Origin of the sequence: Nocardioides epinepheli (genome assembly GCF_037936805.1) — a bacterium.
Classification (GTDB): Bacteria; Actinomycetota; Actinomycetes; order Propionibacteriales; family Nocardioidaceae; genus Nocardioides.
The window spans coordinates 13,276-32,588 of record NZ_JBBMMC010000020.1 but is presented as its reverse complement, the minus strand read 5'-3'; the positions used below and the strand labels follow the sequence as shown (position 1 = coordinate 32,588).

The 19,313-nt window shown below is 72.3% G+C and carries 21 protein-coding genes; 13 read left to right on the top strand and 8 right to left on the bottom strand.

Annotated features, from left to right (window positions below; translation table 11 throughout):
- Positions 1-17 precede the first annotated feature (17 nt).
- Entirely contained in the window at positions 18-2,207 is a 2,190-nt protein-coding gene (locus tag WMR31_RS20655; RefSeq protein WP_340540788.1) for a serine/threonine-protein kinase, read from the bottom strand.
- A gap of 103 nt (positions 2,208-2,310) precedes the next feature.
- Here WMR31_RS20655 and purD point away from each other — a divergent pair, with 103 nt between their 5' ends.
- Positions 2,311-3,546: a phosphoribosylamine--glycine ligase gene (gene purD / locus WMR31_RS20650; protein WP_340540787.1), complete on the top strand. Its 1,236-nt coding sequence runs from the start codon at positions 2,311-2,313 to the stop codon at positions 3,544-3,546.
- Positions 3,547-3,670: 124 nt separating this feature from the next.
- On the top strand, positions 3,671-5,089 hold the full coding sequence (gene purB / locus WMR31_RS20645; protein WP_340540786.1) for an adenylosuccinate lyase: 1,419 nt from the start codon (positions 3,671-3,673) through the stop codon (positions 5,087-5,089).
- A gap of 6 nt (positions 5,090-5,095) precedes the next feature.
- Here the strand turns inward: purB and WMR31_RS20640 are convergent, their stop codons facing one another.
- Positions 5,096-5,674, bottom strand: coding sequence for a carboxymuconolactone decarboxylase family protein (locus tag WMR31_RS20640; protein WP_340540785.1), 579 nt, complete (start codon positions 5,672-5,674; stop codon positions 5,096-5,098).
- Positions 5,675-5,737: 63 nt separating this feature from the next.
- Positions 5,738-6,340: a TetR/AcrR family transcriptional regulator gene (locus WMR31_RS20635; protein WP_340540784.1), complete on the bottom strand. Its 603-nt coding sequence runs from the start codon at positions 6,338-6,340 to the stop codon at positions 5,738-5,740.
- Positions 6,341-6,388: 48 nt separating this feature from the next.
- On the opposite strand from WMR31_RS20635, the gene WMR31_RS20630 reads away from it, so the two are divergent.
- From WMR31_RS20630 to WMR31_RS20620, 3 genes are read left to right on the top strand one after another with little or no spacing between them, the layout of a single operon-like run.
- Positions 6,389-7,141 carry a hypothetical protein gene (locus WMR31_RS20630; RefSeq protein WP_340540783.1) on the top strand — a complete coding sequence of 251 codons (753 nt, stop codon included), beginning with the start codon at positions 6,389-6,391 and terminating at the stop codon, positions 7,139-7,141.
- A complete protein-coding gene (locus WMR31_RS20625) occupies positions 7,138-9,162 on the top strand; it encodes a YhgE/Pip family protein (protein ID WP_340540782.1) in 2,025 nt (674 codons plus the stop codon). Before WMR31_RS20630 ends, WMR31_RS20625 begins: the two co-directional genes overlap by 4 nt.
- Positions 9,163-9,167: 5 nt before the next feature.
- Positions 9,168-9,440, top strand: coding sequence for an acylphosphatase (locus WMR31_RS20620; protein ID WP_340540781.1), 273 nt, complete (start codon positions 9,168-9,170; stop codon positions 9,438-9,440).
- A 349-nt stretch (positions 9,441-9,789) separates the two neighbouring features.
- On the opposite strand, the gene WMR31_RS20615 is transcribed toward WMR31_RS20620, so the two are convergent.
- Positions 9,790-10,410, bottom strand: a complete 621-nt coding sequence (locus WMR31_RS20615) for an HIT family protein (protein ID WP_340540780.1) — start codon at positions 10,408-10,410, stop codon at positions 9,790-9,792.
- 88 nt (positions 10,411-10,498) lie between these two features.
- On the opposite strand from WMR31_RS20615, the gene WMR31_RS20610 reads away from it, so the two are divergent.
- On the top strand, positions 10,499-11,029 hold the full coding sequence (locus tag WMR31_RS20610; RefSeq protein WP_340540779.1) for a hypothetical protein: 531 nt from the start codon (positions 10,499-10,501) through the stop codon (positions 11,027-11,029).
- Positions 11,030-11,070: 41 nt separating this feature from the next.
- On the top strand, positions 11,071-11,970 hold the full coding sequence (locus WMR31_RS20605) for a hypothetical protein (protein WP_340540778.1): 900 nt from the start codon (positions 11,071-11,073) through the stop codon (positions 11,968-11,970).
- A gap of 1 nt (position 11,971) precedes the next feature.
- On the opposite strand, the gene WMR31_RS20600 is transcribed toward WMR31_RS20605, so the two are convergent.
- The gene (locus WMR31_RS20600; protein ID WP_340540777.1) at positions 11,972-12,940 is read right to left on the bottom strand and encodes a sulfotransferase family protein; all 969 of its coding nucleotides are present in this window, start codon (positions 12,938-12,940) and stop codon (positions 11,972-11,974) included.
- A gap of 96 nt (positions 12,941-13,036) precedes the next feature.
- On the opposite strand from WMR31_RS20600, the gene WMR31_RS20595 reads away from it, so the two are divergent.
- The 6 genes from WMR31_RS20595 (at position 13,037) to WMR31_RS20570 (ending at position 17,506) form a co-directional block, all read left to right on the top strand.
- Positions 13,037-13,924, top strand: a complete 888-nt coding sequence (locus WMR31_RS20595; RefSeq protein WP_445321660.1) for a phosphoribosylaminoimidazolesuccinocarboxamide synthase — start codon at positions 13,037-13,039, stop codon at positions 13,922-13,924.
- Entirely contained in the window at positions 13,921-14,340 is a 420-nt protein-coding gene (locus WMR31_RS20590; RefSeq protein ID WP_340540775.1) for an SRPBCC family protein, read from the top strand. The genes WMR31_RS20595 and WMR31_RS20590 overlap by 4 nt, the downstream gene beginning before the upstream one ends.
- Positions 14,341-14,396: 56 nt before the next feature.
- Positions 14,397-15,965: a long-chain-fatty-acid--CoA ligase gene (locus WMR31_RS20585; protein ID WP_340540774.1), complete on the top strand. Its 1,569-nt coding sequence runs from the start codon at positions 14,397-14,399 to the stop codon at positions 15,963-15,965.
- Positions 15,966-15,969: 4 nt separating this feature from the next.
- The gene (locus WMR31_RS20580; protein WP_340540773.1) at positions 15,970-16,158 is read left to right on the top strand and encodes a hypothetical protein; all 189 of its coding nucleotides are present in this window, start codon (positions 15,970-15,972) and stop codon (positions 16,156-16,158) included.
- A gap of 170 nt (positions 16,159-16,328) precedes the next feature.
- Positions 16,329-17,090, top strand: a complete 762-nt coding sequence (locus WMR31_RS20575; protein WP_340540772.1) for a hypothetical protein — start codon at positions 16,329-16,331, stop codon at positions 17,088-17,090.
- A complete protein-coding gene (locus WMR31_RS20570) occupies positions 17,087-17,506 on the top strand; it encodes a hypothetical protein (RefSeq protein WP_340540771.1) in 420 nt (139 codons plus the stop codon). Before WMR31_RS20575 ends, WMR31_RS20570 begins: the two co-directional genes overlap by 4 nt.
- A gap of 7 nt (positions 17,507-17,513) precedes the next feature.
- Here WMR31_RS20570 and WMR31_RS20565 read toward each other — a convergent pair whose 3' ends face one another.
- The 3 genes from WMR31_RS20565 to WMR31_RS20555 all read right to left on the bottom strand — a co-directional run bounded on the left by WMR31_RS20565 (position 17,514) and on the right by WMR31_RS20555 (position 19,283).
- Complete coding sequence (locus WMR31_RS20565) at positions 17,514-18,059, bottom strand: hypothetical protein (RefSeq protein WP_340540770.1); 546 nt, start codon at positions 18,057-18,059, stop codon at positions 17,514-17,516.
- A gap of 131 nt (positions 18,060-18,190) precedes the next feature.
- Positions 18,191-18,736, bottom strand: coding sequence for a hypothetical protein (locus WMR31_RS20560; protein WP_340540769.1), 546 nt, complete (start codon positions 18,734-18,736; stop codon positions 18,191-18,193).
- 37 nt (positions 18,737-18,773) lie between these two features.
- Positions 18,774-19,283 carry a YflT domain-containing protein gene (locus tag WMR31_RS20555; protein ID WP_340540768.1) on the bottom strand — a complete coding sequence of 170 codons (510 nt, stop codon included), beginning with the start codon at positions 19,281-19,283 and terminating at the stop codon, positions 18,774-18,776.
- Positions 19,284-19,313: the final 30 nt, after the last annotated feature.

Here is a 19,313-nt window from a genome sequence, read left to right as displayed (position 1 = left end):
ACCGGGTCACCACCGGATCACCATTGAGAGGCTCCGACGATGTAGAGCGCGTGCCGCCCCTCTTCGACGGCGACCACGTAGTCCCAGCGCAACCAGCGCCGGGTCACCAGGCCCGACCCGGTCGAGAGGCCCACGAGGATCCGGACGCCGTCGCGTCGTGGGGCGAGATCGGCGCTCACGATGTCGTCGCGGCCGTCGCCGTCGACGTCGACCACCCCGATGTCGTAGGCGTTGCCGCTGAGCCGGTTGAACCGGAACTGTCCCACGAACGACGACTCGGCGATCGCGCCGTCGGTCATCTCGAGGGCGGTGAGCGTCATGAAGTCACCTTCGAACTCCCCGATCAGGATCTCGTCGCTCCGGTCGGCGTCGACATCGGCCGCCCGGACGATCACATCTCGAGATCCCCGGAAGACCCGGTGTTCGACGGGCTCGGCGAAACCGCTCTCGCCGTCACCGAGGCGCACCGACAAGGTGCCGGTCGATCCGAGATCGGGGTCCGTCGCGTCCATCACGAGCGTGATCAGGTCGGGGTCGCCGTCGCCGTCGACATCGCCCAGAGCCGTGGAGAGGTTGGCGATCCCGCCGATCGGGGCGCGGACGACAGGCGCGGCGAAGGTGCTGCCGTCGAAGGCCCACGTGGCGACCTCCACCGTCTCCCGGGTCTCGTCGGCATAGTCGATGCTGAGCAGGTCGGCGCGTCCGTCCCGGTCGATGTCGGCCAGTGCGTAGGCCCGTGGCTGCGGCTCGCCGGGCAGCTCGGTCTCGAGGGTCTCGCCGCCGCTGAGGTCCGCCGAGACCCGGATCGCGGTGTTGTCGGCGTTGTCGGTGAGGGTCACCGGCTCGACGCGGCCATCGCCGTCGAGGTCGCCCAGGAGCTGTCTGGCGAAGTAGTCGGGCGCCACCGCGGGAATGTCCTGGACCTCTCCGCCGGAGAGGGAGGTGCCGTCGGAGCTCCAGCTCGCCGTCTGTACGGCGGTCGCATCGGGCTGGAACAGCAGGCGCAGGTCACCGAATCCGTCGCCGTCGATGTCGCCGGTGATCTGCTTCGGGGGGTCCGCGGCGGCGCCCTCGCCGCCCGGAGCGGCGTCGTCCTGGCGCGCGTTCGCGACCAGCGCCACCCCCACTCCGGTCGCGATCGCGACGATGGCGGCGATCAGGGCGATCAGTCGTCCGCGCCGGCGCCGCCGTCCGGACGACGCGGGTTGGGTCGATGCCGGCGCAGAGGTCTGGGCCGGGGCGTGGGCCGCGGTGGAGAGCTGTGGGGTGCGCGCGGCGGTGGGGGCGGGCGCGAGCATCGGCAGAACCCCCGGCCGCCCGGCGGGCACCGGCGGGAGTGAGGCCTGGGCGCCGGGGTCGGCGGCGGTGGCGAGAAGGGCGGCGCGGAAGGCGTCGGCAGTGGGGAAGCGGTGGGAGGGGTCCTTGGCCATGGCGGTGGCCAGGAGCGCGTTGAGCGCAGTGATGAACGGGGTGGAGGCAGGGATCTGCCGCACGGCGGCCTGTTGGTGTCCGCGGGCGGCCTCGACGGGCGTGCCGAGGTAGGGCGGCTTGCCGGTCAGCGTGGTCCACAGCAGACAGCCCAGGGCGTAGATGTCCGACGCCGGCGCGGCAGGGGCGCCACGGGCCACCTCGGGCGCGAGATAGGTCCAGGTGCCGGAGATCGCGCCCGGCTGGGTGAGGCCGTCGTTCTCGGTGCGAGCGATCCCGAAGTCGCACAGGTAGGCGTGCAGCTCGGCCGGGTCGACCTCGTCGTCGCGGAGGAGGACGTTGGTGGGCTTGACGTCGCGGTGGACCACTCCGACCCGGTGGGCGTCGTCGAGGGCCTCGGCGATCTGGGCGCACAGTCGAAGCGCGGCGGCCGGGGCGAGCGGGCCGTGGGTGGCCAGGTAGCTCTCCAGGTCGCCGCCGGCGACGTACTGCGTCGCGATGTACGGGACGTCCTGGTGGCTCCCGTCGTCGTTGCTCCCGTAGTCGTAGATCGCGATGACGTGCGGGGAGTCCAGGCGGGCCAGGAGCGAGGCCTCGCGCTCGAAGCGGCGCCGGAACTCGTCGGTGCCGCCGAGCCGGGCGGCCACGACCTTGAGCGCGACCCGGCGACCGAGGGTCTCGTCGTGGGCTTCGAGGACCACGCCCATTCCGCCGACGCCGATGGTGCGGTCGATGCGGTATCGACCGAACCGGTCACCGGGTCGGGGCTGCTCGGGCATGCCTGCGGTCCTTCCCCCGGGTGCCGATGTCGAACCGTCATCCTCTCGTCCGATGGAGCCGCGGGACGAATCGCTCCGACATCACGCCTTAGGATTCGCGCCTGTGAAGACACTCGTGATCGGCACCGGAGGCCGCGAGCACGCGCTGGCCCGAGCGCTCGCCCGGGATCCGGGGGTGTCCCAGGTGCATGCGGCGCCGGGGAACCCGGGGATCGCCGAGGTCGCGACGCTCCATGACGTCGATCCTCTCGACGGGGAGGCGGTCGCCGCGCTGGCCCTCGCCCTCGGCGTCGACCTGGTGGTCGTCGGGCCCGAGGCGCCGCTGGTCGCCGGCGTGGCCGACGCGGTGACCGCTCGCGGCATCGCGGTCTTCGGCCCGAGTGGCTCGGCGGCCCGGCTGGAGGGCTCGAAGGCGTTCGCGAAGGACGTGATGGCCGCGGCCGGCGTCCCCACCGCGGCCGCGCGCGTCTGCACGACCCTCGAGGAGGCCGCCGCGGCGCTCGACGAGTTCGGACCCACCTACGTGGTGAAGGACGACGGCCTGGCCGCCGGCAAGGGCGTCGTGGTCACCGACGACCGGCAGGAGGCGCTCGACCACGCCGCGGCCTGCGACCGGGTGGTGATCGAGGAGTTCCTCGAGGGTCCGGAGGTCTCGCTGTTCGCGATCACCGACGGCCACACCGTCTACCCGCTCCTGCCGGCGCAGGACTTCAAGCGGATCGGGGACGGCGACGCCGGACCCAACACCGGCGGGATGGGTGCCTACACGCCGCTGCCGTGGGCCCCGGACGGGCTGGTCGAGGAGGTGCTGCGCGACGTCCTCCAACCCACGGTCGAGGAGATGGCGCGCCGAGGAGCGCCCTTCTCCGGGCTGCTGTACGCCGGGCTCGCGCTCACCCCGCGGGGAGTGCGGGTGGTCGAGTTCAACGCCCGGTTCGGCGACCCCGAGACCCAGCCGCTGCTGGCCCTGCTCGACTCGCCGCTGATGCCGCTGCTGCTCGGCGCGGCCACCGGCACCCTCGCCGACGTCGAGCCGCCGCGGTGGAAGCCGGGAGCCGCGGTGAGCGTCGTGATGGCCTCGAAGGGCTATCCCGCGACGTCGTCGAAGGACGACGTCATCGAGGGCGTGCCGGACGCCGAGTCCCTCGACGGCGTCCACGTGATCCAGGCCGGCACCGCCCGCGCCGGCGACGTCCTGCTGACCGCGGGCGGCCGGGTGCTCGCCGTCGTGGCCACCGGTCCCTCGGTGGACGCCGCCCGCTCCGCCGCCTACGAGGGCGTCGCCGCGATCTCCTTCCCCGACGCCCAGTACCGCTCCGACATCGCCGCCGGCGTCTGACACCGATCCGCACTTACTGCGGACTTTTGCGATAGTCCCGGCCGTTCGGGTTGCTTTTCACCCGATTTCACGACCCGAACGGCCGGGACTATCCCGCCCGCGAGACAATCTGGAGGTGAGTCACGTGAGCGTCCCCAACGTCCTGGCCACCCGGTACGCCGGCGCCGATCTCGCGCGGATCTGGTCGCCGGAGCACAAGATCGTGCTGGAGCGGCAGCTGTGGATCGCGGTGCTCAAGGCGCAGCGCGACCTTGGGGTCGAGGTGCCCGACGGCGTCGTCGAGGCCTACGAGGACGTCGTCGATCGGGTCGACCTGGCCTCGATCGCGGCGCGGGAGCGGGTGACGCGACACGACGTGAAGGCACGGATCGAGGAGTTCTCGGCGCTGGCCGGCCACGAGCACATCCACAAGGGCATGACCTCGCGCGACCTCACCGAGAACGTCGAGCAGCTCCAGGTGCGGCAGTCCCTCGAGCTGCTGCGCGACCGCGCCGTGGCGACGCTGGCCCGGCTCGCCAGGCTGGCCGCCGAGCACGAGACCACGGTGATGGCCGGCCGGTCCCACAACGTCGCCGCGCAGGCCACCACGCTCGGCAAGCGGTTCGCCACCGCCGCCGACGAGCTGCTGATCGGCGTCGAGCGCATCGAGGAGCTGCTCGCCCGGTACCCGTTGCGAGGCATCAAGGGCCCGATGGGCACCGCCCAGGACATGCTCGACCTCCTCGACGGCGACGCCGGCCGGCTCGCCGACCTCGAGACCCGGGTGGCCGCCCACCTCGGCTTCGAGCGGGTGCTCACCAGCGTGGGGCAGGTCTACCCGCGCAGCCTGGACTTCGACGTCCTGTCCGCGGTCGTGCAGCTGGTGGCGGCCCCCTCGAACCTGGCGACCACGATCCGGCTGATGGCCGGCAACGAGCTGGTCACCGAGGGCTTCAAGGAGGGGCAGGTCGGCTCCTCGGCGATGCCGCACAAGATGAACACCCGGTCCTGCGAGCGCGTCAACGGCCTGGCGGTGGTGACCCGCGGCTACCTCTCGATGGTCGGGGAGCTCGCCGGGGACCAGTGGAACGAGGGCGACGTGTCGTGCTCGGTGGTGCGCCGGGTCGCGCTGCCCGATGCCTTCTTCGCCGCCGACGGTCTCTTCCAGACCTTCCTCACCGTGCTCGACGAGTTCGGCGCCTTCCCGGCGGTGATCCAGCGCGAGCTCGACCGCTACCTGCCCTTCCTCGCCACGACCAAGGTGCTGATGGCCGCGGTCCGCAACGGCGTCGGACGCGAGACCGCACACGAGGCGATCAAGGAGGCGGCGGTCGGGACGGCCCTGGCGATGCGCCAGGGGCAGGCGGTCAACGACGTGTTCGCCAAGCTCGCCGCCGACGACCGGCTCGGCCTGACCGAGGACCAGCTCGCCTCGCTGGTCGCCGAGCCGATCACCTTCACCGGCGCCGCGGTCGCGCAGACCCAGGACGTCGTGCGGCGGGTGGCCGCGCTCGCTGAGCGCCATCCGGACGCCGCCGCGTACGCGCCCGGCGCGATCCTCTGAGTCGAGTCAGGACGTCGCCGCGGGCCGTCCCCACGTGACCGCCGCGCGCACCTGCGCGGGCGCCGCCTCGGCCAGCTCGGCGTCGGGGGCCGCACCGAGCGCGCCGTTGACGGTGGAGAAGGCGATCCGCAGCGCGACGTAGCCGGTGATCGAGAAGATGGCTGCGTCGTCGTAGCCGGCTTCGCGCAGGCAGCCGACCTCGGCCGCGGTCGTGGCACTCGGGTCGCGGGTGACCGCGCGAGCCCAGGAGGCGAGGGCGGCCTCGGATGCGCTCAGTCCCTCGTCGTCGCCGAGTAGGACGCCGGCGGCGATCTCGGGCGAGGTCGCCGCCGCCAGGCGCGTGCCCCAGGCGAGCGCGCAGTAGGCGTCGCCGAGGGTTGCCGCGGTCGCGCTGACCAGCACGGCGCGCTCGCGCAGGGTCAGTGGCTCGCCGAGGAGTCCGGCCAGGGTGCGGAAGGCGTCGTCGGCGGCGGGTCGTTGCGCCCACACGCGGGTCAGGTTCATCACGTAGCCGTCGTCGGTGGTGTCGGCGTCGTACATGGACTGCACGGCCGGCGTGACCGGTGGATCGTCCAGGAAGCTCATCAGGCCAGGATCGATCGATCGCGGAGAGGTGGGGATGGCTCAGCCGGGTGGTTTTCGCCCCGGTCAGCCGGCGGACCGGGCGAATCGATGGACCAGGTCGGTGATCTGGGCGTGGTAGCCGGTCAGGTCGGTCTCGCCCGCCTCGACGGCGGCCAGCAGTACCTCGTGGATGGCGCCCATGAGGGCGGCCAGCTCCCACGAGTCCGGCGCCCAGTCGGTGGCGCCACCGGCTCGCGACTCCGCCAGCAGCCCGGTCAGGGCATGGGAGAGCTCGGTGATCATGGTGCGCCGGGCGAGCAACCCGCGTTCCCCGAAGGAGTAGATGTCGATCAGGTGCGCTCGGGTGAGGGGTGCATTCTCCGAGAGCAGCTCCAAGAACGTGGCGACGCCGCGTTCGATCCGGGTGTCGGCCGTGTCGACCTGATCGTCCGAGCCGCTCTCGACGGATCGGCTCACCGCGATCGAGATCTGCTCGGTCGCCTCGTCGTACAGGGCGAGGAAGCAGTCGTCGCGGTCGGCGAAGTGCGCGTAGAAGCTCCGCTTGGACGTGCCGGCCGCGCGGACGACGTCGGAGACGGTCGTGGCTTGCAGCGACCGGGTCGCGAGGCACTCCGCGAGACCCGCGAGGAGTCGTTCGCGGGTCGCAGTGCGGGTGGCGGTGCTCACGTCGGCCATGGTACGCCAGCGTACCAGGCAGTGGTACGCTCACGTACCATGAGTGATACCGGGGTCACCGACGTGCTCGTCGCCACCGATCTCGAGGTCCTGCAGGACCATCGACCGCTGCTGCCGCCGACCAGCCTCACCCTCGAGCCGGGCGAGGTCGGGATCGCCATCGGCGACTCCGACGCCGCCCAGGAGGCGCTGGCGCTGGCCCTCGCCGGCCGGCTGCGCCTCGAGTCCGGCTCGGTGCGCCTAGGTGGTGACGCCGATCCCGGCCTCCTGCGGGCCGCGGTCGCGTTGGTCGACGTCCCGAACGTCTCGGCGCCCGACCCGCACGTCCCCTTCGCCACCATCGTGTCGGAGGAGCTGGCCATGGCCGGTCGCGACTACGGCTTCCGGGCGGTGCGGGACTGGTTCGAGGAGCGCGGCCTGGCCGACCAGCGGCACCTGGCATGGGGGCTGGTCGAGCCGCTGGTGGCGATCCGAACCCTGGGGGAGATGGCGATCAGCCGGCCCGGCGTACGCCACCTGGTCCTGGTCCGCCCCGAGCGGCACGGCCTGGCGACGTCGCAGTGGATGCCCGTGGCGACCGCGCTCACCGGGACCTCGGACGACGAGCACCGGCGCGGCGTCCTGGTCACCGTGAGCGGCGCCGTCGCCACCGAGGCCGAGGCGACCTGCATCATCGGCGGGGCCCGGCGCGAGGTCGGCCCCGACGCCGAGGCGAGCGAGCCCGAACACGCCGCGGACCCCGGCGGGCCGCATCCAGCACATCGAGCCGACCAGACGAGGAGCCGGTCATGAGAGCGTTCCATCTCGGCTGGACCGAGCTGCGCCGGATCACCGCGTCGCCCTTCGCCCGGATCGTGGTGCTCGCGCTGGTCGCGGTGCCGACGATCTACGCCGGCCTGTACCTGTACGCCAACCACGACCCCTACGGCGCCCTCGACCGGGTGCCGGCCGCGATCGTCGTCGAGGACGCCGGGGCCGAGCAGGACGACGGGAAGCCGCTCGACGCCGGGCGCGAGGTCGCCGACGAGCTGCTCGACTCTGGCGACTTCGGCTGGCACGAGGTGGACCGCGCCGAGGCCGAGCGCGGCGTCGAGGACGGCACCTACGACTTCGCCCTGGTGATCCCGCGCGACTTCTCCAAGGCCCTCAGCTCCAACGGCGGCGCCGATCCCGAGCAGGCGCGGCTGCGGATGGTCACCAACGACGCGAACTCCTACCTGTCCACCACCATCGCCAACACCGTGGTCGGCAAGGTCCGCGAGGCGATCTCCGAGCGCGTCTCCCAGCAGGCGACCGAGACCTTCCTGCTCGGGATCTCCGACGTCCGCCACGGACTCATCGAAGGCGCCGACGGCGCGGCCCAGCTGCGGAAGGGGGCGCGCAAGGCTCACGACGGCGCGGCCCGGCTGGTCGACGGTGCCGGCCAGCTCGTCGACGGCGCCGGCCAGCTCGAGGACGGCGCCGGGCGCCTCCACGACGGCGCCGGCGAGCTCGCCGACGGTGCCACCACGCTCGCCCAGGGACTCGGCAAGCTGGCCGACAACACCGCCGACCTGCCCGGCCAGACCCGCAAGCTCGCCGAGGGCGCCCGCAAGGTCGCGCAGGGCGACCGCAAGCTGGCCGACATCGGGGACGAGGCGGTCAGCGCCGTCCACGCCATCGACACCGCCTACGGCCAGGAGCGCCGGAACCTCGTCGCGGCGATGAACGACCAAGGCCTCTCCCCGGCGCAGCAGCGCCGGATCCTGGCGATCTACGACCGCATCGGCAATCGGATCGACCGCGCCGACGACCGCGCGACCACGCTCGGCGGACGCCTCGACCAGCTGGCCGACGGTGCCGAGGCCGTCGCCGACGGCAACCGGCGCCTGGCTGACGGCATGGTCGCCCTGAACAACGGCGTCCAGGACGCGCGCGACGGCGCCGGACGCCTGCGCGACGGCGCGAGCCGGCTCGAGTCGGGCGCCTCCGACCTCCAGGACGGCGCCGGTGAGCTGACCGACGGCGCGGGACGCCTCAAGAAGGGCGCGGCCACGCTGCGCGACGGGCTCGGCGACCTGCGCGACGGCGCCGAGAAGCTGCGCAGCAGCCTGGCCGACGGCGCCGACCAGCTGCCCGACAACACCAAGGAGACCCAGCAGCACATCGCCAAGACGATCGCCGACCCGGTCGACGTCAAGGACACCTCGTCGGCTTCGGCGGACTCCTACGGTGCCGGGCTCGCGCCGTTCTTCATCTCCCTGGCCACCTGGATCGGCGGCTACGTGCTGTTCCTGCTGGTGCGGCCGCTGTCGAACCGTGCGCTGGCGGCGAACCAGCGCCCCTGGCGGATCGCGCTGGGCGGCTGGCTCCCGCCGGCGCTGCTCGGCATGGTCCAGGTGACCCTCATGCTTGCCGTGGTCTCGTTCGCGGTCGGCATCGCGCCCGGCGACTTCCTGGCCACGTGGGCCTTCCTGCTCCTGGTCGTGTCCTGCTTCGTCGCCCTGATCCACGCCCTGTGCGCGTGGCTCGGCTCGGCCGGCCAGTTCGTGGCCCTGGTGGTGATGGTGCTGCAGCTGGTGACCGCCGGCGGCACGTTCCCCTGGCAGACCATCCCCGAGGCGCTGTTCCCGGTGCACCACGTGATGCCGATGTCGTACGCCGTCGACGGGCTCCGCCAGCTGATGTACGGAGGCTCCTCGGATCGGCTGTGGCAGGACGTCGGGGTGCTCGCGATCTGGCTGGTGGCCGGCCTGTTGGCCAGCACGCTCGCCGCCGTGCGGGCCAGAGTATGGACGCCCGATCGCGTCAGACCGCAGTTCACGCTGGGCTGAGCACCATGCGATCGGTCGACCTGAGGATCCAGGGACGAGTGCAGGGTGTCTTCTACCGCGCCTCCACGACTCGCGAGGCCGACCGGCTGGGAGTGCGCGGATGGGTGCGCAACGAGCCCGACGGATCGGTCGCCGCCCACCTCGAGGGCGAGCCGGACGCCGTCGCGGAGCTGATCTCCTGGTGTGGCCACGGACCGCCGGGGGCGCGGGTCGAGCGGGTCGACGTCGAGGACTCGGCCCCCACCGGCGCCGCCGGATTCACGACTCTCGGAGGTTGAGCAAGCTGGAGGGCGAGGAACGAGCCCGACAGCGCTGACGAAACCTCGCAACCGACCTCGGGAACGTTGGCAGCGCCGGTTGCCGGGGTTTCGTCGGCGCTCGCTGGCGCTCGCTTGCTCAACCTCCGGCGGACCGGGCGGTGGGGGAGTCTTCGGAGGTTGAGCAAGCTGGTGGGCGAGGGACGAGCCCGGCAGCGCTGACGAAACCTCGCAACCGACCTCGGGAACGTTGGACGTTGGCAGCGCCGGTTGCCGGGGTTTCGTCGGCGCTCGCTGGCGCTCGCTTGCTCAACCTCCGGCGCGGGGTGGCGCTCGCTTGCTCAGCCTCCGGCGTGGGCCGGTGCGCGGTTCAGGCGCGCGCTTGGCCGCCCCAGTTGGCCAGGCGGGTCGCGACGGCGGCGAGGTCGGCGCGCCAGACGTCCTCGGGCACGGGCGGCAGGATGTCGTCCCACTCCATGGCCGGCGAGCCGAGCACGTGGGTGAGCCGGGCGGTGCGGGCCCAGAAGGACTGGTGGAAGTGTGAGCCGCCGTCGCCCCAGCGGTTGACGTGCACCCGCCCGATCTCCGGCAGGTTCTCCATGATCCGCACCAGGCGGTTGGTGATCCGGCCGAGCGCGGAGGCCTGGTCGTCGTCGAACATGCCGAGGTCGAGGTGCTCGCGTGGCATCAGAGTGAGCACGAGGGGCAGGCCGGACGGCGAGCCGCCGTGCAGCAGCACCCAGCCCTCGTCCTCCCAGACCATGCGGGCGGGGTCGAACCCGTCGGTGCACACGCCGCACGGCTTGTCGTCGGCCTCGCCCCATCGGGAGGGCTCGTCGGAGGGTGCGGGGAGGTTGCGCGGGACGATCTGGCCGTCGACGACGGTCCACGGGAAGATGTCCCAGTCACCGACCGGCGGCATCGGCAGGTGTCCGTCGACCCCGACCGCGGCGACCACCCGGGCATAGACCTCTTCTGCTGACTCCGGCATGCCCACAGCCTGCCAGGGCGCCGGATCGCTGCGGCGCGAGGGTCTTCCCCGATGCCGCCGGCGGCCCCAGGGTGCCAGCGTGGCCGGTATGACCGACCTCGTTGGAAAGACCGGCTCTGCCCAGAAGACCCGCTCGCCCCGCCGTCGGCTGGGCGCCCTGCTCGCGGCGACCGCGATCGGACTCCTCGGCGTGCTCGCCGTCGCCGGCCCAGCCGCCGCGGTTACCCAGGCCGACGCGCAGCGCCAGCTCCAGGCCGCCGGGATCTACGCCCACTCCTCCGGCGGCTGCACCACCCAGAGCAACCCGACCTGCACCGCCTACTCCGGGATCCGGCAGGCCACCATCGACGGCGCGATCACCCTCAAGCGCGCCAGCGGTTGCGGCCTGACGATCACCGGCGGCACCGAGGTCGGCCACGCCGGCGGCACCTACAGCCACGCCAACGGCTACAAGCTCGACTTCTCGCGGACCTCGTGCCTGACCAACTGGGTGCACAACACCTACGCCTACATCGGGGTCCGTGGCGACGGCGCCGCGATGTACCGCGCCGCGTCCGGCAACGTGTACGCCGACGAGGGCAACCACTGGGACGTCACCTACTACTCCTGCGGTTGCTGACCCCTGCATAGTTGACTGATTAAGTCGACTATCCTGTCGGCATGGTGACCCTCGAGACTCCCGCCCTGCCGACCTCGGACGACGCCGTCGTCGTCGTCCCCGCGCCCGGCTCCGGCCCGGGAAACTGGGCCGGAGCGGCCAGCGCGGTGCTGGTCGACGGCGTCTTCTGGCTCACCTGGCGGGTCCGCCGTCCACTCGCCGAGGGGCGCGGCGTCAGCGTCGTCGTCGCGCGCTCCGAGGACGGCGTGACCTTCGAGCAGGTCGCCGAGGTGTACCGCGAGGCCTTCGACTGCGAATCGTTCGAGCGCCCGGTGCTCGTGCCGGTGCCCGGCGTCGGCTGGCGGCTGTACCTCTCGTGCGCCACCTACGACTCCAAGCACTGGTGGGTCGACAGCCTCACCGCGGCCACCCCGGCCGGCCTGCCTCACGGCGAGCGCCGGATCGTGCTGCCCGGCAATGACGCCGTCGCCGTCAAGGACCCCGTCATCTCCGTCTCGCCCGACGGCTGGGAGATGTGGCTGTGCTGTCACCCGCTCACCGAGGCCGGCCACGAGGACCGGATGACCACGCGCCGCCTGACCAGCCACGACGGCCTCGACTGGGTCGACCAGGGCGAGGTGCTCGCCGGTCGAGCGGGCGCCTGGGACGCGCGTGGGGCCCGCGTGTCCGCGGTGCTCCCGCCTGTCGACGGCGCACCGCGACGGGTGCTCTACGACGGTCGTCCCGACGCGGCGTCGAACTGGCACGAGACCACCGGCGTCGCGGTGTGGGACGGCGAGCGGCTGGTGCCCGAGGAGACGGTCGAGCCGATCGCCTCGCCGCACTCCGACGGTGCCTGGCGCTATGCCAGCGCGGTCCCGCTCGCCGACGGCCGCGTGCGCTTCTACGTCGAGGCCGCCCGGCCCGACGGGGCGCACGATCTGGTGACGGTCGTGCGCTGACTCACGCGGTGGCCGCCGCGGCCCGCTCGTCGTAGGAGCCGCGGGAGACCGGCGAGAGCCAGTCGGAGAAGTCCTCTCCGGTGAGCTGGGAGAGCAGTCGGACGTCGTCGGCGAAGAGGGTGATCAGGTCGGCGCGGACGTCGGGGTCGAGGCGGGGACGCCGGGCGGCGCCGTCGCTGAGCCGGGCGACCAGCGGCGCGCTCACCCGGCGCCACACCCGCGGCTCCACGAACTGCCCGGCGGCCGCGCCGGCGCGCACGACCGGGCCGAAGGTGCGGGTGCGCCAGCCGGGCTGCGCGAAGGCGCGAGCGTTGTCGCGGGGGATCGAGGCGACCAGGCCCTCGCGGATCCCGAGGTGGCGGCAGGCGCGGTCGACCGCCGCGGCGGGGTCGTCGACGAGATCGCGGTAGCGCATCACGAGCACCTGTCGTGGGTCGAGGTAGCGATACAGGTGCGCCAGCTGCTCGCCGTACAGGCCGAGGTCGCGATAGCGCCAGAACGGCGCGTAGCCGGCCTCGATCCGCTGCTGCTGGCGGGAGAAGGCGGTGACGAAGTCCGACTCGGTCTCCAGGCCGTCGGACCACAGGTGCATCCAGTTGCTGTAGGCGCGGTCGACCGGATCGCGGACGACCGCGATCAGCCGTACCCGCGGCAGCGCCTCGGCGATGCGTCGGTGGGCACCGCGGCTCCAGAGGTAGAACGGAGTGCTCTCGCCGCGCACCTGGTGATCGGAGGCCCCGTCGAAGAGGGCGGCGTAGTCGTCGGACCGCCAGATCCACTCCTGTTGGGAGTGCCGGTCGCCCGGCCCGCTCCAATGCGGCGGCGGAGCGTCGTCGCACAGCCAGTACTTGGGTTCCTTCGGGTCGGTCACGAACACGTCCGGGTGCTGGGCCAGGGCCGCGTGCAGCGCGGTGGTGCCCGCCTTGGGCGCGCCGATGATCAGGAAGTCCGGGCGGGACGTGCGTGACATGTATTCAGCCTAAGCCATGTAAGTTACGCGAGTATCTGCGTCTCGCCGATCGAGGATCGAGGCCGGCGCCCGCGTAGACTCCGAGCCGTGCTCAACATCCCCGAAGCACCGGTCATCGAGGGCGCGCGGCATCTGCACTCCGGCAAGGTGCGTGACCTCTACGAGCTCGCCGGCGGACCCCACGACGGGCGGCTGCTCATGGTCGCCAGCGACCGGATCTCGATCTTCGACTTCGTGCTCGACACCGAGATCCCCGACAAGGGCGAGATCCTCACCCGGATGTCGCTGTGGTGGTTCGAGCAGCTGCGCGACCTCGTGCCGAGCCACGTGATCTCCGCCGACGACGTCCCCGACGCCGTGAAGGGGCGCGCGGTGGTGTGCGAGCGCCTCGACATGTTCCCGGTGGAGTGCGTGGCACGCGGCTACCTCACCGGATCCGGCCTGCTCGACTACGACGCCACCGGCGAGGTGTGCGGGATCGCGTTGCCGCCGGGGCTGGTCGACGGCAGCCGCCTGCCCGAGCCGATCTTCACCCCGGCCACCAAGGCCGAGCTGGGGGAGCACGACGAGAACGTGTCCTACGCCGCCGTCGAGAGGACCATCGGCGCGTCCGACGCCGCGTCCCTGCGCGACCTGACCCTCGCCGTCTACGCGCGCGCCGAGGAGATCGCGCGGGAACGGGGGATCATCCTGGCCGACACCAAGCTCGAGTTCGGCCGCTCCGGCGACGGCGGCCGCATCGTGCTGGGCGACGAGGTCCTCACCCCCGACTCCTCGCGCTTCTGGCCGGCCGACCAGTGGCAGCCCGGGCGCGCCCAGCCCTCCTATGACAAGCAGATCGTCCGCAACTGGGCCCTCTCCCCGGAGTCGGGATGGGACCGAGCCTCCGGCGAGGCTCCGCCGGCGTTGCCGCCGGAGGTCGTCGAGCGCACCCGGGCGCGCTACATCGACGCCTACGAGCTGCTCACCGGCCAGCGCTGGTGACGCGCGCAGTCGGGTTCGCGGTCGCTCCCGAGGTCGCCTACGACTACCTCGTCGACCCCGTCAACCGTCCGGCCTGGCAGCAGAGCCTGCGCGCGGTGGCGGATGTCGTCGGCCCCGACGACGTCGTCGGGCAGACCTGGACCGACCTCACCTGGCCGGGACTCGCGCCCCGCATGGAGCTGACCGAGGCCGACCGGCCCCGCCGCTGGTCCGAGCACGGCACCTGGCGCGGCATCGAGGCCGACCTCACCCTCGACTTCGCGCCGACGGCGAGCGGCTGCGCCGTCACGCCCACCATGAGCCTGCGTGGGTCCGGCCTCCTCCGCCCGGCCGCGGCGATCGCCGGACGGCTCGCCCCCGCCGCCGTCCGCGCCGACCTGCGCCGCGCCGCCCGGATCCTCGCCGCCGGCTCCTGAACATCGCTGCGCGGACGCGCCGACGTCGACAGCGAGCGCCCGGTACCTTGTGGCGCGTGACGGACTACAACCTCGCCAGCCTCCTCGAAGACAGTGCCGCTTCCTACCCCGAGCGCATCGCCATCGTCCTAGGTGACACCGCGTTGACCTATGCGCAGGTCAACGCCGCGGCCAACCAGGTCGCGAACTTGCTCGCCGAGCGCGGCATCAGCCACGGCGACAAGGTCGCCCTCAGCTGCCCGAACCTGCCCTACTTCACCATCGCCTACTTCGGGATCCTCAAGGCCGGGGCGGCCGTCGTCCCGCTCAACGTGCTGCTCAAGGGCCGCGAGGTGGCCTACCACCTCGCCGACTCCGACGCCAAGGCCTACCTGTGCTTCGAGGGCACCGCCGACCTGCCGATCGGCAAGGAGGGCTTCGCGGGGTTCGAGCAGGCCCGCGCCGAGGGCGGCAACTGCGAGACGTTCCTGCTCATCACCGCCGACCCGGCCGCCGCGAGCCCGATCGAGGGCGCCCAGACGCTCGGGCAGGCGATGTCGGGGCAGCCGATCGCCTTCGAGACGGTGGCCACCGACGAGGACGACACCGCGGTCATCCTCTACACCTCCGGCACGACCGGCCAGCCCAAGGGCGCCGAACTGCGGCACCGCAACATGCGCGACAACGCCTTCGCCGGCGCCGACCTGTTCGGGGCCGACGCGGACCGCCCCGACACCTACCTGTGCGTCCTGCCGCTCTTCCACTCCTTCGGCCAGTCGGTCATCCAGAACGGCGCGTTCGCGTTCGGGGGCACCGTGGTGATGCTGCCGCGCTTCGAGGCGCAGGCGGCGCTCGCCCTGATGCTGCAGCACAAGGTGAGCTTCTTCGCCGGCGTCCCGACGATGTACTGGGGGCTGCTCGGCGCGCTCGAGGACGGCGTCGACGTCGCCGAGCTCGCCGCCAACCTGCGCGTGGCGGCCTCCGGCGGCGCCGCGCTGCCGGTGGAGGTGCACAAGGAGTTCGAGCGCCGGTTCGGCGTCACCATCTTGGAGGGCTACGGCCTGTCGGAGACCAGCCCGGTCGCGAGCTTCTCGCGGCTCGGCCAGCCCGTGCGCGTCGGCTCGATCGGGACGCCGATCCCCGGCGTCGAGATGAAGCTGATCGACCCCGACGGCTGGAGCGACGTCGAGGACGGCGGCGTGGGCGAGATCGCGATCAAGGGCCACAACATCATGAAGGGCTACTACGCGCGGCCCGACGCGACCGATCAGGCCATCCAGGACGGCTGGTTCCGCTCCGGCGACCTCGGCCGCGTGGACGAGGACGGCTGGTTCTACATCGTCGACCGCTCCAAGGACATGATCCTGCGCGGCGGCTTCAACGTGTACCCCCGCGAGATCGAGGAGGTGCTCCTCACCCACCCGGGCGTCTCCCTGGTCGCCGTGATCGGCGTCCCGAACGAGAGCCACGGCGAGGAGATCAAGGCCGTCGTCATTCGCGAGAAGGGCGCCACCGTCACCGAGGACGAGCTGATCGAGTGGGCCAAGGAGCAGATGGCGGCCTACAAGTACCCCCGTGTGGTCGAGTTCGTCGACGCCCTGCCGATGACGGCCACCGGGAAGATCCTCAAGCGCGAGCTGAGCTAGGACGATGGTCGCGCGCGGTTTCGGGCTGCTGCTCGCCGGAGTCCTCACCGCCGTCGGCGCGCTGTGGACCTTCCAGGGTCTCGGCTGGGTCGACGGCGGTTTCACCAACGACGAGATCTGGGCGACGATCGGCCCGATCGTCGCCGGACTCGGCGTCGCGCTCGGGATCGTGCTGCTGCGCCCACGCCGGTAGGTCGCCTCGCTCTGGGGCCCCTGTCGCCGCGGCTTGTTACTGACCGTTGTGACCTCTGGCCTGCGCTTACAAGAGCAGGTCAGAGGTGACAACGGTCAGTAACATGCGCGGCCTCCCAGACCCGCGCCGACGACGGGCCGCCGGCTGGACCGGGCTCGTAGGGTCACTCCATGACCGAGCACCACGGACCGGAGGTCGACTACGCCGTGCCGGCCAGTGTGCCCTCGGGTCGCTCGGGTCGATCGCGTGGCCGGGTGCGGGACGCGAGCGGCCCGCGCTGGGAAGGGCCCCACCGGACCGCGGCCAAGATCGGCTGCTGGGTCCTGGCCGCCGTCCTCGCAGCGACCCTCCTGCTCCCGCTGGTCCGCCCCCGGCAGACCGGCGCCGACTCGCCGGAGGCCGCGGTGGCCCAACTGCTCCACGGGATCGCCGACCTCGACGCCGTCGCGGTGCTGGCTGCGCTGGATCCCGACGAGACCGCGGATCCCGCGCGCCTCGAGCGGGCCTACGACCGGCTCAGCACCCGGCTGCTGCGCATCGGCGACGAGGTGCCCGATCAGGTCACCGCCGTCCTGCGGGCCGCCGAGACCCGACGCGGTGACCAGGTCGGCCTCGGGTCGCTGTCGGTGCTTGCCGCGGTCGAGCTCGACCTGGTCGACCTGGAGCTGGAGGCCGACTCCATCGGCTCCGGGCCGGTCCGGGTCTATCTCCAGGGTGGCAGGTACGAGGTCGTGCTCGAGCCGAGCCGGCTGCCCGACCGCCTCGACGACGCCGCCGGGATGGAGCCGGCGACGTACTCGATGCCTCTGGTCGAGGGCTGGACCGCCGACGGGGCGCCGGTGGAGGTGCCGTACTTCGCGACCGTGCGGAGACAGGGTCGGTGGTACGTCAGCCTCGAGGCGAGCGGCGACGACCTGCTGGGGACGCGGTGAGCGACCCTGCCGCGCGGCGTGCCCGCGAGCTGACCGCGATGGCGCTGTGGGCCGGTGCCGCGCTGGCCTGGGTCGCCGCGATGCGGGTGCCGTGGTCCCGGCACGGACTCGCGTCGTCCACGACGCCGATGGACGCCGCCGAGCTGACCCGCACCGGCGTCCTCGACATACCGCCCGCGGCCAGCCTGGCCGTCGTCGTCCTGCCGCTCCTCGCGGTCGCGCTCCTCGCGATCGCCCCGCTGCGCGGTCGCGGCGCCACGATCGCCCGCGTCGCGCTGTGGCTGGTCAGCTGCATCGGCGGGCTGGCGCTCGCCGTGCTGCTGGCCAGCGTGTCGGCCGCCTCGCTGGGGTGGGGTGCCGCGCTCGTCGTCGTCGCCTGCGTGCTCGGCGGCACGGCCCTCCTCACCCAGAGGTGAGCCGCGGTCAGCCGCGGGTGACGACCAGGGCGCCGAGCCAGTCGGCCTCCTCGCCGGTGCGGCGCTGCGAGACGACGTGAGCCTTGATCGTCCCGGCGCTCGAGCCCAGGCAGGTCTGCGGGATCGACATCCGGATCCGCGCGTCTGCCTTCTGGATCTGGAACCTCAGGCCGGGGCAGCGCACGCGCTCGGTGCCCTCGTCGGTGACACGGAGCAGGACCTTGCCCTGGCGCTTGCCCTCCACGCGGCTCCACCCGACCCGGAACTCCGGGCTCTTCGGGCGGCCGAAGCGCTTGAAGACGACGAGGGCGGTGGTCCGGCGCGGCGCGAACTCGGTCAGGGCGACGACGAAGTCCAGCCGCTCCTCGCGGTTGTCGATCTTGAGGACGCGTAGGTCGAGGTGCGAGGGGAAGCGCTTGTCGACGGCGAAGCCGAGCGAGGCGCTGTCGGCCTGGGCCGGCGCCACCGGAGCGGTGAGCGCGACCAGGGCGCCGGTGATCACCAGCGCGAGGGCAGTGAGTAGGGAGCGCATGCCGATGTGGGTCCGAGTCATGCGCGGGAGCCTACGTCGCGGGTCTAGGGCGCCGGTCGAACGCGCGTGGCGTCAGTACGCACGGGCGCGGCACTCATCCTCACGCACGCGTGAGTCGGCGCGCATACGCGCCGACTCACCGCGAGATGCGTTCAGCCGCGGCGTACCCGCAGCGTCCCGAGCTCGTCGACGTCGTGGCCGTCGGGTCGCTCGGACAAGGCGGAGACCAGGAGCGTGCCGGCGGTGGAGCCGAGGCAACGCTGCGGGACCGAAGCCTGGATCAGGCCGCGCTTCTTGTTGATCGTGATCTTCAGGCCGGCGCAGCGCACCGGCGTGGCCGAGCCGCGACGGTTGATCTTGATCAGCACCTTCCCCTTCGGGATCGAGTCGTCGGTGAGCTGGCTCCAACCGACCACGTAGTACGGACCGCGCCGGTGCCGCTCGTTCTGCAGGACGGCGTAGGCAGAGGTGCGACGTGGCGCGAACTTGGCGAGCTTCACCGACACCTTGACGACTGCTTGGCGGTTGTCGACGGCGATACGACGGATGTCGAGGTGGGCCGGCGTGCCGGGGTCGTACTGCTGGCCGAGCTCGGCCTTCTCGGCGCTGGCGCTCCCGACCGAGCCGGCGAGGAGTCCGATCGTGGTGACGACCAGAGCGAGGACGGTGAGGATCGAGGCTGCGCGTATCCGGATCATGGCCGGGAGCCTACGTCGCCGCGAGCGCGCGAGAGCCTCAGGCGAACGGATCGGGCAGCGCGCCGGGGAGCTTGGCGAGCAGTTCGCGCGCCTGCGCGGCGACCTTGTGCTCGACCAGCACCTCGTAGCGGGTCGCCACGACCTGCGTCACCGACTGGAAGTCGCGTTGACCGCGGGTCATGGCGTAGCCGAGCAGCGACCAGATGAGGAAGAACAGCGCCCCGAACAGGACGGTGGACAGGATCGTCGCGAGCACGTTCTCGTCGGTGAAGAGGGAGAAGATCACACCGATGAACAGTCCGAACCAGGCGCCGGACGCCGCGCCGGCCAGGGCCACTCGGCCGGTGGTGAGGCGGCCGGTGATGCGCTCGATCCGCTTGAGGTCGGTGCCGACGATCATGCAGTTCTCGACCGGGAAGTGCTCATCGGAGAGGTAGTCGACGGTGCGCTGGGCCTGCGCGTAGTCGTCGTAGACGGCCAGCGACTGGGGGAACTCCAGGCGCAATGGCGAGTTGGATCCGGGACGGCCGGGCGTCGGCATGCTCATGCCCCCAGTCTGCACCCCGATGCGCCGCAC